General features: G+C 32.8%; 15 protein-coding genes. 3 read left to right on the forward strand and 12 right to left on the reverse strand.

Annotated elements, in window-relative coordinates; genetic code table 11:
* Positions 1–218: 218 nt before the first annotated feature.
* The 11 genes from U472_RS11665 to U472_RS11715 all read right to left on the reverse strand — a co-directional run bounded on the left by U472_RS11665 (position 219) and on the right by U472_RS11715 (position 9,320).
* Positions 219–860, reverse strand: a complete 642-nt coding sequence (locus U472_RS11665; RefSeq protein ID WP_068718649.1) for a hypothetical protein — start codon at positions 858–860, stop codon at positions 219–221.
* Between the two features lie 247 nt (positions 861–1,107).
* Positions 1,108–1,782, reverse strand: coding sequence for a hypothetical protein (locus U472_RS11670; RefSeq protein WP_068718651.1), 675 nt, complete (start codon positions 1,780–1,782; stop codon positions 1,108–1,110).
* A gap of 79 nt (positions 1,783–1,861) precedes the next feature.
* Positions 1,862–2,539 carry a Crp/Fnr family transcriptional regulator gene (locus tag U472_RS11675; RefSeq protein ID WP_068718653.1) on the reverse strand — a complete coding sequence of 226 codons (678 nt, stop codon included), beginning with the start codon at positions 2,537–2,539 and terminating at the stop codon, positions 1,862–1,864.
* 98 nt (positions 2,540–2,637) lie between these two features.
* Positions 2,638–3,642, reverse strand: coding sequence for a sulfite reductase subunit C (gene asrC / locus U472_RS11680; protein WP_068718655.1), 1,005 nt, complete (start codon positions 3,640–3,642; stop codon positions 2,638–2,640).
* Positions 3,643–3,657: 15 nt separating this feature from the next.
* Complete coding sequence (gene asrB, locus U472_RS11685; RefSeq protein WP_068718657.1) at positions 3,658–4,458, reverse strand: anaerobic sulfite reductase subunit AsrB; 801 nt, start codon at positions 4,456–4,458, stop codon at positions 3,658–3,660.
* Positions 4,451–5,470, reverse strand: coding sequence for an anaerobic sulfite reductase subunit AsrA (gene asrA / locus U472_RS11690; RefSeq protein ID WP_068718659.1), 1,020 nt, complete (start codon positions 5,468–5,470; stop codon positions 4,451–4,453). Before asrA ends, asrB begins: the two co-directional genes overlap by 8 nt.
* Positions 5,471–6,138: 668 nt before the next feature.
* Positions 6,139–6,960 (reverse strand): Cof-type HAD-IIB family hydrolase, encoded by an 822-nt coding sequence (locus tag U472_RS11695; RefSeq protein ID WP_068718662.1) that lies wholly within the window; start codon positions 6,958–6,960, stop codon positions 6,139–6,141.
* A gap of 188 nt (positions 6,961–7,148) precedes the next feature.
* Positions 7,149–7,961, reverse strand: a complete 813-nt coding sequence (locus U472_RS11700) for a formate/nitrite transporter family protein (protein ID WP_068718664.1) — start codon at positions 7,959–7,961, stop codon at positions 7,149–7,151.
* Positions 7,962–8,312: 351 nt separating this feature from the next.
* Complete coding sequence (locus U472_RS11705; protein ID WP_068718667.1) at positions 8,313–8,639, reverse strand: hypothetical protein; 327 nt, start codon at positions 8,637–8,639, stop codon at positions 8,313–8,315.
* A 32-nt stretch (positions 8,640–8,671) separates the two neighbouring features.
* A complete protein-coding gene (locus tag U472_RS11710; RefSeq protein WP_068718669.1) occupies positions 8,672–8,965 on the reverse strand; it encodes a radical SAM family protein in 294 nt (97 codons plus the stop codon).
* Positions 8,966–9,107: 142 nt separating this feature from the next.
* A complete protein-coding gene (locus U472_RS11715; protein ID WP_068718671.1) occupies positions 9,108–9,320 on the reverse strand; it encodes a radical SAM family protein in 213 nt (70 codons plus the stop codon).
* Between the two features lie 224 nt (positions 9,321–9,544).
* Between U472_RS11715 and U472_RS11720 the strand changes: the two genes are divergently transcribed.
* Positions 9,545–10,219, forward strand: coding sequence for a DUF421 domain-containing protein (locus U472_RS11720; RefSeq protein WP_068718673.1), 675 nt, complete (start codon positions 9,545–9,547; stop codon positions 10,217–10,219).
* A gap of 72 nt (positions 10,220–10,291) precedes the next feature.
* On the opposite strand, the gene U472_RS11725 is transcribed toward U472_RS11720, so the two are convergent.
* Positions 10,292–10,594: a Dabb family protein gene (locus tag U472_RS11725; RefSeq protein WP_068718675.1), complete on the reverse strand. Its 303-nt coding sequence runs from the start codon at positions 10,592–10,594 to the stop codon at positions 10,292–10,294.
* Positions 10,595–10,998: 404 nt separating this feature from the next.
* Here U472_RS11725 and U472_RS11730 point away from each other — a divergent pair, with 404 nt between their 5' ends.
* Both U472_RS11730 and U472_RS11735 read left to right on the forward strand, forming a co-directional pair.
* Positions 10,999–12,108 (forward strand): tyrosine-protein phosphatase, encoded by a 1,110-nt coding sequence (locus U472_RS11730; protein WP_068718677.1) that lies wholly within the window; start codon positions 10,999–11,001, stop codon positions 12,106–12,108.
* Positions 12,109–12,701: 593 nt separating this feature from the next.
* Entirely contained in the window at positions 12,702–13,985 is a 1,284-nt protein-coding gene (locus tag U472_RS11735) for an alpha-amylase C-terminal beta-sheet domain-containing protein (RefSeq protein ID WP_245684793.1), read from the forward strand.
* The last annotated feature ends 114 nt before the right edge of the window (positions 13,986–14,099 follow it).

Below are 14,099 nucleotides of genomic sequence, written 5' to 3' on the forward strand. Positions count from 1 at the left end.
AATTAATCAAAATTAGTATCTGGAGGTAAAATTAAATTTATACTTATCTTAATTAAATATAATACTTAATAACTTCAATCTAGAGAATGTCACTTAATGGGGATAGTGCGACACTTTAGTAATCAGTAACGAGTGACGTGTAACGAGTAAAAGCCTCTTCTCGTCACTAATTACTCATCACTCGTTACTGTCCTAATATCTTTATATTATCTCACTCACTATATAGTAAAGATATCCTCATACTGATCAGCTAAAACCTTTCTTTCATGCTTAATCTCTGAATTAACCGTTGTGATAAAGCTTTCTATCCAATTGCTATATAACTTATGCATTAGCTCTACTGGAGCTTGGGCTGCTTTCCAGAATTCGATATGGAGTTTAATATTATGCCTCCATACAATTATATCTTCTTCACTTTTAACTACAGCAGATAGTCTATCACAAGGCATTCTCTCCACTAGAGTATTCTTTAATAATTCAAAGGCAGTCCTTAAGTCATTACTCTTAATCTCCTTTAATCCTTCTTGTGCTAAAGCTGCTCCATTTTGACGGTAAGTATCTACTAATAATTCTTGATCATCATATTTATCCTTTAACTCTCTAACTAGAGCTGCTTCTCTACTTTGAGCTGTGCTAATTGCTCCCTCTAACCAGGGATGGATATGACTCTCACCAATCAAATCTTCTAATGGTGTATCACCCTTTAACTCTCCATACTCTTCTCTAACTTTGGATACAATCCCTTCAACATCTTGACCATATTTCTCTTTAAAAGCATCAACCAACTCAACCTCTCTATCTTCAACTACCTTAATCTGGTCATATAACCAATAATGAATATGTCCTAATACTAAACTCATTTAACCCACTCCTTTTATATATTTAAGTAATCTAACTTTCTCATCTCTTGGTTAATCTAATTATGCCAGAATAATAATCTTAGTTCCTTGATTTACATCACATACTGGAATATTTTTTAGATATTTGATAAAGTTTTTATCTAATTTTTTGCTTCTTAAGTAAAGTTAAAAGATGTCAGCATAGAGAGATATTGAGACAGTAACTAGTGATGAGTAGATGGAAAAAATTATCGGTGAATTTTCCTATCTACTCTAGACTACCATAGCTTTTCAGTTTAGAAGTAACTTGATAATCCTCCCCTCTGCTCTCTAACATAATCAGTCCAATATTCTTAGCATAGTATTCATAGCTCTCAAAATCTCTATCTTCTTCTATAGAAGCGACCTTGACTTTAACTACATCATAGAAGTTACCTGCTGGAGTTGTTAGCTGTTCATCTATCGCTACAATCTCCCTTCTCTTCTTAGCATTATCCCATTTTTCTCCAACCTTAAGAGGTGATTTTAAGATAACCTCTTTAGCATCAGCTTTATCATCTACCTCATTTAATAGATTAGTATCACTATAAAACTCAGGGTTTTCCTGAAGAAGAACCATTTCTTCTTTCTCTACTCGATAAACAGAAGCTATCTCTGTTCCACCATTATTTTTGTGAACCTGTATTAGATTATCTTTGACAAACTTTGTCTCAGTCGTAAAGGTAGCATATTCATTCCCTTCACCTTGATACTTATAAAGCATACCCTCTCTGATAGGAAGATAAGCCCTCAAATCAACTTCTGTCTGCTGGTCAATTCTATTTTCAACTTGATTATCATCGTTATTATCTCCTTCTACTATTTTATTTGCTGAACACCCTAATAAAAACTGTAAAACAAAGACAACAATTACCAGTTTATGCCCTTTAAAAAATTTACTCACTTTAATCTCCTCCCTTTTAAATAAGTATTTCTCTTATTAGAAGCAAATATTAAAGCTCTAATAATATAACTCCAAATACTCATGTCCACTCTCTTAATCTCTCTATATCTAAGATGGTAATCTGAGTATTGCCAACCTTGATTACTTCTTCCCGCTCTAGCTCCTTTAAAAAACGGCTTACTGTCTCCCGACTAGCACCAATCATTAAGGCTAACTCTCTTTGGCTCAAATTTAGATCAATCTTAATCCCCTGTCTATTCTTCTCACCATAATCTCTAGCAAGCTTCCACAACCTACTAGCAACACGAGGTCCTGTCTTCTTTAATCCCAAATTTCTCAATTGACGATAGCTCTGCCTTAATTTTAAAGATAATGAATTAAATAACTGGAGAGTTAAAACAAAGTTATCTTCCATCATTCTTAATAAGCTGGTGATATTAATTAAAATCAGCTCCCCAGCCTCTAACATCTCTGCAGTGATAGAGCTTTTGCGCCTATCTAAAGAGATTTCATTGATAATATCCCCCTCTTCTAGAATATGTATTATCTTCTCCTTCCCACTTGAAGTAAATTTAGATATCTTCACCTTACCCTCTACAACAATATAGAGATAATCAACTTCATCGCCATCAAAAAAGATTATCTCCCCTTGATGATAATGCCTTAGGATAGCTTTTTGAGAGATAGCTAAGATAACCTTTTCATCTAAATCATTAAATTGGTCAAATCTTTCTATTATTCTTTTAATTTTATCCATTATACTTCACCTATTCCACCTTTTTGTTACCCTTTATTATCTCCTGATACAAAAAAAGTAAAAGCTCAAGGGTAAGTTTCCCTTGAGCCTATTTTAAACTATTTGCCTACCTTTTTAAAGTTATTACTTACATTGGTCTTATATCCAGGCCAATCGATATGCTCAGCCACTCTACATTCAGGGTTCAACTCTACCCCTTCTAGGACATACTCTTTAAAGACTTGGAAGCCAGTCCTATCTACAATATATCCAACATGCTCTTTAGGTAAGCTACGATCAATATACTCATCTACATAATCATAGGTCTTATTGATAATATCGATGATAGCATCCTCAGTTACCCATTCTAAGAAAGGCATAGCTAGACGTGGATTTCTCTTTCCTGTACGCCCCATAATCAATAACTTATAATACTTCTTACTAGTATCTCTAGTCCAAGCATTGGTAGGACATTTAGCGATACATTCTCCACAACCGATACATTTATCCTCATCACGAACAACCTTATAGTTCTTAAACTCTAATGCTCCAGTTGCTCGCTTCTGACAGTTCTTCACACAAGCTCCACAGCTAATACAGCGATAAGCATCATAGACAGGTAAGTCCATTCCTAAGACACCAAAGTCCTGCATATGTGCCTTGATACAGTCATTTTGACATCCAGAAACTGCAATTTTAACATGATAATCATTAGGGAAAATATTCTTCTCTATTCTTTGAGCCAATTTAGTAGTATTATACTTGGCATAACGGCAGACCTTATTACCGATACAAGCTGATACATTACGAGTTCCAGCAGCAGGATAACCATCCTCTGGATTTCCGATATCTACACCAATGCCAGCTTCCATTCCCTCGATTAAAGGTGCTACCTTCTTATTTACTTCCTCTACCATATTCATCGGAATTCCTGTAATCTCAAAGCCTTGACGGGTAGTAATATGGAGATTTCCATCTCCATAAGTTTCAGCAATCTCTTGTAAAATTGTTAGATATTTAGCCTCTAAATGCCCCCCTGGTACTCTAACCCTTAAGGCAGTAACTCCTCTGTCCTTTGTAATCCGATAAGCATTCTTCTTAAACTCTTTAACATTTAATGACATGTTTTTCTCCCCTCCTTAATCGACTAAGTTCTTAGCTTTTGTATAGTTAAAAACTGGTCCTTCGACACAGATATAAGTATCATCCATCTTACAGTGACCACATTTACCAATTCCACAGGACATCTTCCGTTCAAAGGATACCCAGATTTGTTCCTCCTTGATATCATGCTTCATAAACTCTAAACTAGTGAACTTCATCATAATTGGAGGTCCAACGATAACAACTGACCTATTAGCTACATTATCAAAATCAACCCGATCAACAATATCGGTTACTAATCCTACATTACCTGTCCAATCCTCATCACCTTCATCAACAGTTAAGATTACATTGATATGGTCTGCTCTTTCCCATTTAGCAATCTCATCAGCAAATAAGATATTAGCTGGATTTTTAAAACCTAATAATAGAGTTAATGAGTTAACCTCTTTAGAATTTCTATAGAAATAATTGATAATACTCTTAACTGGTGCCAAACCAGTTCCTCCTGCTGCAATTACCAAATCCTTTCCTCTATATTCTTCTATTGGAAATCCATTTCCGTAAGGTCCCCGAATCCCTAATTTATCTCCAACCTCTAAGTGAGCAATTTGATTAGTTACTTTACCCACATGGCGAATAGTCAAATCTATATAGCCTTCACCAAAATCACTGACTGAGATTGGACATTCTCCTACCTTAGGAATAGATACTTCAACAAACTGTCCATTATCAACATCTAAATCTATTGCTAAACGATAAGTGTAGTCTACTTCACTTTCAGGTCTAATACTAATGATCTCTACTGTTGTTGGTATATATGGGTTATTAGCCATTATTCTTTCCCTCCTTAATAGCTTGGTTCAATTTCTTGATTGCTCCTACAAAGGAGATGTATTGAGGGCAGACATCTTCACAACGTCCACAGCCTACACACATATCAATATCAAATCTCTTACGAAAGTCATATATCTTATGCAAGGTCTTAAATCTCATTCTATCTCCGTAAGTCGTTCTAAAGTCATGGCCTCCAGCCATCTCTGTATATCCATCGATATGGCAGCCAGCCCAGACTCTTCTTCTCTCCCCTATATTCTCATTATCTTGATAAGAGATATCCTGCATCGTCCAACAGCTACAGGTTGGACAGACTGTATTACAGCGTCCACAGCCAATACAACGTTTACTGTACTCTTTCCAAATCTCTGAATCGAATAAATCTGTTGTAATATCCTCCAATGCAGGTACTTCAACCTGCTGCTTATTCTCTTGAATAAATTCTGGGCTATAGTCAGTACTTTCTTTATCAACAAAAACCTCCGCTAATTCATCATCTTTAACTTCACAGAAAATTTCTTCATCGCTAACTCTGATAAATACTGAATAATCATCAGTCCTATTCGTTCCCATTGAAACACAGAAACAGGAGTCAAATCCTTCTGTACATTCTACTACTACAAATTTAACCTTCTCTCTTAATCTCTTATAATAGATATCCTCTTGTGGTCCATTCTCTAAAAAGATCTTATCCAAACGTTTGAAGGCATTTACTTCACAAGGTCTTAAAAAGACCAATACCTTCTCACCCTTATCCTCAGCTTCGATATACTCATTACCATTGAAATAGAATAAAGTCTGAGTAATTGGAAATACAACCTCTTTTGGAGAATATTTAGTCTTAGAATTAAAATCAATCTCCTCTAAAGAGCTTACTCTATCATAAAGTACCAAATCAGTATCTGAAAAGGTTCCTTTATCTTTTTTTCTAGTCGGAGCATAGATTTTATAGTCCTCTTGCAACTTACTTAAAATATCATCAAATTCACTTCTTTTTACTCTGTATGACATACACTTTCACCTACCCTTTGATTTTTTCAAACTCAACCTCGATTGTGAATTAATTCATTAAGCACTCGACAGCTTTACACTTATTCTTTATCCTAGCATAATTTTAAGTTGAAGTTTGTGATAAAACTCACATTAGCAAGTACTTTACCATCACCACCACTAAAATTTATAATATCAAAGTTTATTTCCTTATTTTGTGAAAATAAACACTATATATTTTAAAAAAATTTAAACTCATTTTTAAAAAGATTGTTCTTTTCTTCACAACTATATAGTATCATATCATCTCTTTTAATGTTGTGATTAATCTCACTTTTAAGGTAAATAATAATGGTTATCATTTATCCCACTTGTTTATATCCCCTCCTGTACTAATAGAAAAACTGCTACAATAGATTGATATTTAGACACTTTTAGAACTCAGTGTATAGTATAAAGTTGAAAATTAAGAAATAAATTTAAAATTTCAAACCTCACCCTAGCCCTCTCCTACCTTAGGAGAGGGAACAAAAAGATTTTGTCCTCCTTCTCCTAAGGTAGGAGAAGGGGTTAGGGGATGAGGTATCAAAGTGTCGCTTTATCACCATAATCTGATATCAAACTCCACACAGAAAATAAAAAAACAGTTTACTGTAATTACAGTAAACTGTTTTAATTAATTTTATCCATTAAGCAATTGATCTCTTAGCGAAAATAAACTCCTCAATTACTTTAGCAACTCCACCCTCCATATTACTTGTAGTAATATAGTCTGCTTCTTTCTTAAGCTGATCATTAGCATTATCTACAGCAACACCTAATCCTGCATATTGGATCATAGTTAAATCATTATAACCATCACCAATAGCAATTACTTGATTTTGTCTAACCCCTAGACGATCCGCTAATTTTGCTAACATAGCCCCCTTATCAACCCCTTTAGCAGTAAACTCAAGGAAAAATGGTTTTGAACGAAACAAGTTAACCTTTGATTCTAAAAGTGGACGAAGTCGATCTTCTACCTCTTTAAGATAAGCTGGCTCTTCCAACATTAAAGCCTTAACTGGATTTGATCTAACCTTATCTGCTAAATCTTCAACTTCAATAATCTCCATCCCAGTTAAGTCATACTCAATCTCTGTATACTTGTTATTCTTAGTAGTTATAATATCATCACCAATATAAGTATGATAAAAAACCTGATGCTCTTGACTGATCTTATGTAACTCTAAAGCCAACTCTTGTGATAGGCAGTTTTCAAAGATTACCTCATCCTTAGCACAATCGATCACAATTGAACCATTATAAGATAAGATATAGCCTCCGTACTCTTTAAGATTTAGCTCCTTAGCAAATTTTTTCATAGCATAAGTAGGACGACCTGAAGCTAACACAATAGTAGTACCAGATTTTTGAGCCTCCATAATAGCCTCTTTAGTCTTCTCTGAAATCTTCTGATCATCTGTTAATAATGTATCATCCATATCCATTGCAATCATTTTGTACTCCATAATTTTCCCCTCTCTGAATCTATCTAGCAATTCTTATATTTTTAGCTCCTTAATTGATAAGACATAGCTTCAATCTAGGATTATCCTTAATAAATATTAGATAAAAATAAAATGAATCCTTCTAAAAATTTCAAATAATCAAAAAGAAAGCTAGTTTAAACTAGCTTTCTTCTTTAAATCATATTAAATTAGGCCATTTTCTTAGCTTCTTGCTCAACTTTTAAGCTTTGAGAACTATTTGAGACATAGAAGTATACTGCTCCAATTAATATTGCTCCACCAACCATATTTCCTAAGGTTACAGGTATTAGATTTCTAAAATATCCTGCAACTGCAATTGTTTCAGGATGACCTGGAATAAATAATCCCATTGCTAATAAGGTCATATTAGCAACACTATGTTCAAATCCACTACCGATAAAAGCAAATAGACACCAAAAAATTAGAATTAATTTAGATACTTCATTTTTAGCTTTCATCCCCATCCAGATTGCCAAAGTAACTAACATATTACACAAAATACCTCTAAAGAATAACTCAGAGATTGGTGCATTCATCTTTCCGGCTGTTGCCCCTAAAATTAATGTAGATGTTGGAGCATTACTAATCAATCCAGTCTTAAAAATTAACCAAGCAACTCCAATAGACCCAACTAAATTACCTAAGTAACACCAGAACCATAATTTAAATACATCTTTAATTCTTACTTCTCCAGATAACCAACCAACTGTCATTATTAAATTATTTCCTGTAAATAGTTCAGAACCTGCAAAGATAACCAAGGTTAAAGCTACACCAAAACTTGCTCCCATTATAGTCTTAACCATCGGAGAACCTGCCGCCTTTAATGGTGCTCCAATAGAGAAGATTAACATAATCCCCAAGCCTACAAAAGCTCCTGCAAGCATAGATAGCACAAAGTATCTAGACAAGTCATTGTTCATAAATTCCACTTTCTTCTTAGCAGCTATAGCTACTTTGTCAGTTGTCTCTTTAAACATCTTCATCTCTCCCTTATTATTTAATCACTTTGTGAAAATTGACACTAGTTTAATAAAAAATTTAATTCTATAAAAAATAGCATATTCCTAACTAAAAACCAATTAGTTCTTGTTCTCACTTTCACAATCTGATGATACCATATCTATCTTCTTAGTGTTGTGATATATCTCACAATAAGAGTAGAAATATACTCACTTGCTGATTGAATTACTAGTTAGAATTACAAAAGCATCCAAATGGATGCTTTTTATTAATCTAATCTTAATTTAAGATAATTAAAGGTTCTTCTCTTTAAAAGAACTTCTTTAACAAATCTAGTTAATTTATTATTTTTAATTATATTATCAAATTCACCTTCGTCGATTAAAATCTTTCTTCTCAGCCAATAACCATTTAGTATATCTTTGTGAAGACTCTTCTAGGTTAGCCGTATCAATTCCCTTTCTAAAGTATAGTTCCTTCATATGCTTTAATAGAATATAAAGCTCATCATATAAAGGAAATCGCTTCTGATATAGATAATGAGGAACTGCCATAGGAACTTGAGAGAATATTTGCTTAAAGCTTTGATTTAATTTATTCCTATAAGGACTAGCTAAGCCAGATTGGTGATTCTCTCTGTACAATTTTTTATAACTATTGAGGTATTGAGGAAATTCATCCTTAATTATACTCATAAAGATACCCTTCTGTCTTCCAGGTCTTAAAGTCAATTCCCTGGTAATGCAAAATCGACTTCAAGTTCTGCTAATTTATCTGCTAAAGATAATAATTCTTCTTTACTATCAGAGATATAAGGGATAAAAGGCATAGCCAAAACCCCAACATACATTCCTCTCTCCTTAAAAGCTTTAATCGTTTCTAACCTCTTCTTTACACTACTAGCCTGTGGTTCAAATATCTGTCGTAGCTTATCATCTAAGAAGGTCAGAGAAATCCTACTCTTTTGATCTACCCTTTCCCATAAGTCAATATCCCTCAAGATTAAAGAGGATTTACTCATAATAGAGACTAACAATCATAATTAGTTAGAATCTCTGCTACTTGGGACATGATTTTCTCTTGGGATTCAACAGGTTGATAAGGGTCACTGACCCCTGAAGAGTTGATATTGTACCCCTTTGTCTAAGCTTTGGCAGCTCCTCTTATAATAATTGAGGGAGATTATCTCTAATAACTATATCCCTTTCAAAGTCCCCCTCCACATAATATTTATCAGCCCTTCCATCACAATATTTACATCGATGCTGGCAGGCTTGATATGGAGAAAAATTATATTTTCTAGGAAAATAAGTATGGACGAGTTTGGTATTTTTAGAAATTGCTTTTAAACTTTTATAATGTTTCCTAATTATCATAGTTCCTCCTAGTTGAAACAATGGATTTAGTAATCTTCTTAGTAGCTATTCTACTTACCATCTTAATTAAAGCTTAATATAAAATTTATTTCTAAATATTTATCTTATCCCCTTTATAATCTTTTTTAATATAAATTTAGTCTATCTATAATTAAAATGTTTAATTAATCTCTATTTGGCAAAACATAATAAGCGAAAATGATTCAATACCAAAGGAGGTAACTATGGAACTTAAATCTATTACTATTGACCTACTAATTGGCTTTATAACTTTATTTCTTCTTACAAAATTATTAGGTAGAAGACAGATTAGACAGCTTACAGCCTTTGACTTTATATTCTCTATTGTTTTAGGAGAACTCTTAGGAAATGCAATATATGATCCTGAAGTTAATTTCCTGTATATCTTATATACCCTATCATTATGGGGACTATTAATGTTTGGTGTTCAATTAATTGAGCAAAAATTTATTAAATTAAGAAAATTTATATCTGGAAATCCAGCAATGGTAATCCGAGAAGGCCAAATTGATTATAAAAAATTAAAAGAAACGCGAATGAATATTACCCAATTACGTTCTCTACTTAGACAAGAAGGTATTTTTTCTCTCAAGGAAGTTGAATATGCTATTTTAGAGACTGATGGTGAATTATCTATTTTAAAAAAATCTGACTATGAACAGACAATGCGCAAGGATTTAAATATACCTAGTCAGAGTGTAAAGTTACCGATTATTTTAATCAGTGATGGTCAAGTATTATGGGAAAACCTTCATAAACATAATCTAAATAAGGAATGGCTAGAGCAAGAATTACTTAATAATAATATCCACCGTTTTGATGATGTTCTTTATGCTGAGTGGAGTGAAGGAGAAGAACTTTATGTAATTCCATTTTAATTAATAATTAAATATATAAAGGTGAAGAGAACCTTCACCCTAAAAATAATCAACTATGCTCTTATAATAACTTTATAACTCATAATCTACTACTGCTCTATCCTTGGCCACCTTTCTTACAAATTCAGCAACCTTCACATGGTCTGGATGTACTTGATATCTAGCTAAAGCATCCTTATCTTCAAATTCTGAGTATAGGAGTAGATCGTAGGCAGCTTCAGAATCATTATAGTTAACTCCTACTTCAAAAGCTTGAATCTCTTCTATCTTATCTTCTAAAGCCTCTAACATCGATTTCATCTTTTCAATATTCGCTTTTTTATTTGCTCCTTCTGCTTCCTCTCTCATCTTCCACATTACAATATGTTTAATCATCTCTTCCTCCTTATTATCGACTAGTTAATTATATTTATTATTTCTTTAAATCAGCTTAATTACCTGCATATTCTTTTATCTTATATTATATAGCTAGCCCATCCATCTGACTTTGTGTAAACAATAAGTGATTGTTAAGTAGAACTTGATATAATAGATATTAGGTCAGTAACGAGTGATGAGTAACAAATGACAAGAGGAGATTTTTACTCATTTCCCGTCACTCGTCACTGATTACTAAACTGTCGCAATATCCCCATTAACCTCTATCAGTTATCTAATGTAATAAATCATTATAGTAGCAACAATAATTTAGTGTTCTATAAAAAGATTAGACTTCTAGACAAGGATTTAAAGGATTTATATTTAATATATAAGTAATAGCTTTAATTTTATTAAAGGAGATGATTGAAATTAAGATAGATATTGGAAAAGATGATAAAATGAAAGGTTATTCTTTAGAAGATGATAAAATAACCTTTATCTTTGATAAAAACCTTTATCAAGGTAAGCAGTTGGATGATGATATTATAATAAAAGAGGTAGCTTTGAATGCCAGCTTTACAGCATGGAAGAATCTGTGGAACTTAGAAAAGATCACTGATGAGCTATGGATATTAGATAAAAAAATCAGTGAAGTTGATATTCCAGGTAATTCAGGACAAGGTGAATTTAGATTTGTAGTCAATGATCAGTACTATTTAGATGCAGTAGAGGAACTCTCTTTTGAAGATAAATTTTATGATAGCCACAGTGGAGGGTACAAGCACATTATCCATTTAGACGAGAGTACTACCAATAAAATTAAAGAAATAAATTCTCAAATTAAAGAGTACAAAACTAACTACAGTTCTGATGAAGAGTTAGCTAACTTTAGATCTGTTAACTTAGGTTCCTTAGGAGAAGATATTCTATATAGATCTTATCATCCTTTAAAAGAATCCAGAGCTGATCATCCTTTAGAAGAAAAACGTTTAATGGCTGCCCAAGAATTAATATCAAATAACAAAATTAACTCTATTATCAATTTATCAGATACAGATGAGCATATATTTAATAAATTTCCTTATTATAACGATTTAATTTTAAATAATAATACAATATTTACAAATAAAGGTCATAATTATGATGTTTTTTACTATATTGCAGATAGTGATGAATTTGCTAATTTAGTTAAAAAGGTTGCTAATTTCATCCTTGATGATAGTAATAAAGCTCCTTTCCTAGTCCACTGTAGAATTGGGACTGATAGAACTGGAGTTATAGTTGCTATTTTAGCAGCCTTAATGGATGCTAGTTGGGAAGAAGTAGTTAAAGATTATCAAGAGTCTAACAAGATGGGAATTGGCGAATATCGTGATGAAAGACTTCTTGAATATGCTTTTGTGGCAATGTTAGGGTCAGAATTTAAAGATAATTTAACCAAATTGATAGAAGATTATTTTAAAAGTAGATTAGGTTTAAAGGAGATTGAGCTTAAGAAACTTAAAGATAAATTAACAGGAAAATTATAATTATATAGTATTTGTAAAAAATAATTAGTCACTCTTACATCAATCCAAGCCTATGCATAATGCATAGGCTTTTTTATGTTAATAATTCACCTTTTATAATTATCTAAATTCTAATTATAACCCGGAATAAGTAAGAAATTATAACATCAAATTCTAGAAGAAGTTTAATGGGGAAATCTTGAACTTGGCACTTTACCTCCTTATCTTAGGATATTAAAGCATCTGTCCTGATTTTAAAAGATTTAGATAGTTTTAATTTGCCACAAATCAAGTGGAAAATTATATATAATATGTATAAAAAGGGTTTTAGTGATGAGTGCCGAAATTAAATTTACATAAGTTTTATTTTATGGATTTTATACGAAATAAATAGTCGTTTTTTTATATCACCTAACTAAGAATTTTCGATTTTAAAATTAGTTCCTATTAATTCTTAGAGCTAATTTTAGAATATAAAAATAATTTTATAAGAGGGTGATTGATGATTCTAATTTATTAAAGCTTTTTTATCAATTAAAAATTGTATGGATGGCTTGATTCACTCTAAATTATGTTGGACCATAATTATTTAACTAAACAAGGAGGTCTATATGATGAGAATTAGAGAAATTAAAAGAGTATTATTGTTGTTCATAGTCTGTTCTGCTTTATTGCTTTCTACACTAACTGCTCCTGTTGAAGCTGCTTATTCTGGATCAGGAAGTGATGTAATCCTTCAAGGTTTTCATTGGAACTCATGGCAGTATGGAACTTGGAATATCATCACAAATAATGCTGATGCAATCAGTGATGCAGGCTTTACTATGGTCTGGTTACCACCAGTTTCAGCTTCTGCAGATGATAATGGTTATTTACCTAATGAATGGTATAACCTTAATTCAAAGCGTGGAAGTGAATCTGAACTTAGAGCAGCCGTTAGTGAATTAAATAATAGGGGGATTAAACCTATTGCAGATATTGTTATCAATCATAGAGTCGGTACAACAGACTGGGCTGATTTTAGTAATCCTGCCTTTGATGATAATAATAAGGCAGTAACTAGTGATGATGAATGGGGTCAGGGAACAGGAAACTATGATACAGGTGATAGTTATGCTGCAGGTCGTGACCTTGATCACACCTATTATGATGTCCAATCAGAGATTAAATATTGGATGAATTGGCTAAAAGATGATGTTGGATTTAAGGGATGGCGTTATGATTATGTCAAAGGTTACTCTGGTTACTATAATGGAATCTATAATGATGCTACCTCACCTTACTTCTCTGTTGGTGAGTATTGGCCAGATATAACTGGGGATTACTATGCTTCAGGTGATAATGTAAATTACCATAGACAGCAATTGATGGATTGGATTAATGCTACAAATCAGAAATCAACAGTCTTTGACTTTACTACAAAATGGCAATTAATGCTAGCAACTTCACGAGGCGAATACTGGAGATTACAGGATTCTAGTGGAAATCCAATTGGAGCGATTGGTTGGTGGCCTGAAATGTCAGTTACCTTCATCGATAACCATGATACAGGACCTTCACCAGATGGTGGTCAAGAGCATTGGCCTTTTGAAATGAGTAAGGTAGAGCAAGGATATGCTTATATCTTAACTCATCCGGGAACACCTTGTGTATATTGGCCTCACTACTTTGACTGGGGTAATGATTTACAATCAAAGATTAAAACCTTAATCAGCCTTAGAAAAGAGAAAGGTATTACCTCTACAAGCCCTGTAAGTATTCAAGTAGCAGATAGTAATAAATACGCAGCAATAGTCAATAATAGTTTAGCAGTAAAGATCGGTCCTGGTGACTGGAACCCTGGTTCAGGTTGGACTCTTCGTGCTTCTGGCAATCAATGGGCTGTTTGGACACAATAATATTTAAATATAATTTATCCTAAAACATCAAACTAGATAGGTAAAGTAGATTTCACCTATCTAGTTTGATCATAACTTCCATATAAATACACTTTCCAATTGTCTATAGTCTAA

The sequence above is a fragment of the Orenia metallireducens genome, assembly GCF_001693735.1.
GTDB classification, from domain to species: Bacteria; Bacillota; Halanaerobiia; order Halobacteroidales; family Halobacteroidaceae; genus Orenia; species Orenia metallireducens.

Excerpts from the sequence above, each read along its gene's own strand:
- asrC (WP_068718655.1), bottom strand. The coding sequence starts at position 3,642 with ATGTCATTAAATGTTAAAGAGTTTAAGAAGAATGCTTATCGGATTACA.
- U472_RS11725 (WP_068718675.1), bottom strand. The coding sequence starts at position 10,594 with ATGATTAAACATATTGTAATGTGGAAGATGAGAGAGGAAGCAGAAGGA.
- asrA (WP_068718659.1), bottom strand. The coding sequence starts at position 5,470 with ATGTCATACAGAGTAAAAAGAAGTGAATTTGATGATATTTTAAGTAAG.
- U472_RS11705 (WP_068718667.1), bottom strand. The coding sequence starts at position 8,639 with ATGAGTATAATTAAGGATGAATTTCCTCAATACCTCAATAGTTATAAA.
- U472_RS11695 (WP_068718662.1), bottom strand. The coding sequence starts at position 6,960 with ATGGAGTACAAAATGATTGCAATGGATATGGATGATACATTATTAACA.
- U472_RS11730 (WP_068718677.1), top strand. The coding sequence starts at position 10,999 with ATGATTGAAATTAAGATAGATATTGGAAAAGATGATAAAATGAAAGGT.
- U472_RS11675 (WP_068718653.1), bottom strand. The coding sequence starts at position 2,539 with ATGGATAAAATTAAAAGAATAATAGAAAGATTTGACCAATTTAATGAT.
- U472_RS11700 (WP_068718664.1), bottom strand. The coding sequence starts at position 7,961 with ATGTTTAAAGAGACAACTGACAAAGTAGCTATAGCTGCTAAGAAGAAA.
- asrB (WP_068718657.1), bottom strand. The coding sequence starts at position 4,458 with ATGGCTAATAACCCATATATACCAACAACAGTAGAGATCATTAGTATT.
- U472_RS11710 (WP_068718669.1), bottom strand. The coding sequence starts at position 8,965 with ATGAGTAAATCCTCTTTAATCTTGAGGGATATTGACTTATGGGAAAGG.
- U472_RS11735 (WP_245684793.1), top strand. The coding sequence starts at position 12,702 with ATGAGAATTAGAGAAATTAAAAGAGTATTATTGTTGTTCATAGTCTGT.
- U472_RS11720 (WP_068718673.1), top strand. The coding sequence starts at position 9,545 with ATGGAACTTAAATCTATTACTATTGACCTACTAATTGGCTTTATAACT.
- U472_RS11715 (WP_068718671.1), bottom strand. The coding sequence starts at position 9,320 with ATGATAATTAGGAAACATTATAAAAGTTTAAAAGCAATTTCTAAAAAT.
- U472_RS11665 (WP_068718649.1), bottom strand. The coding sequence starts at position 860 with ATGAGTTTAGTATTAGGACATATTCATTATTGGTTATATGACCAGATT.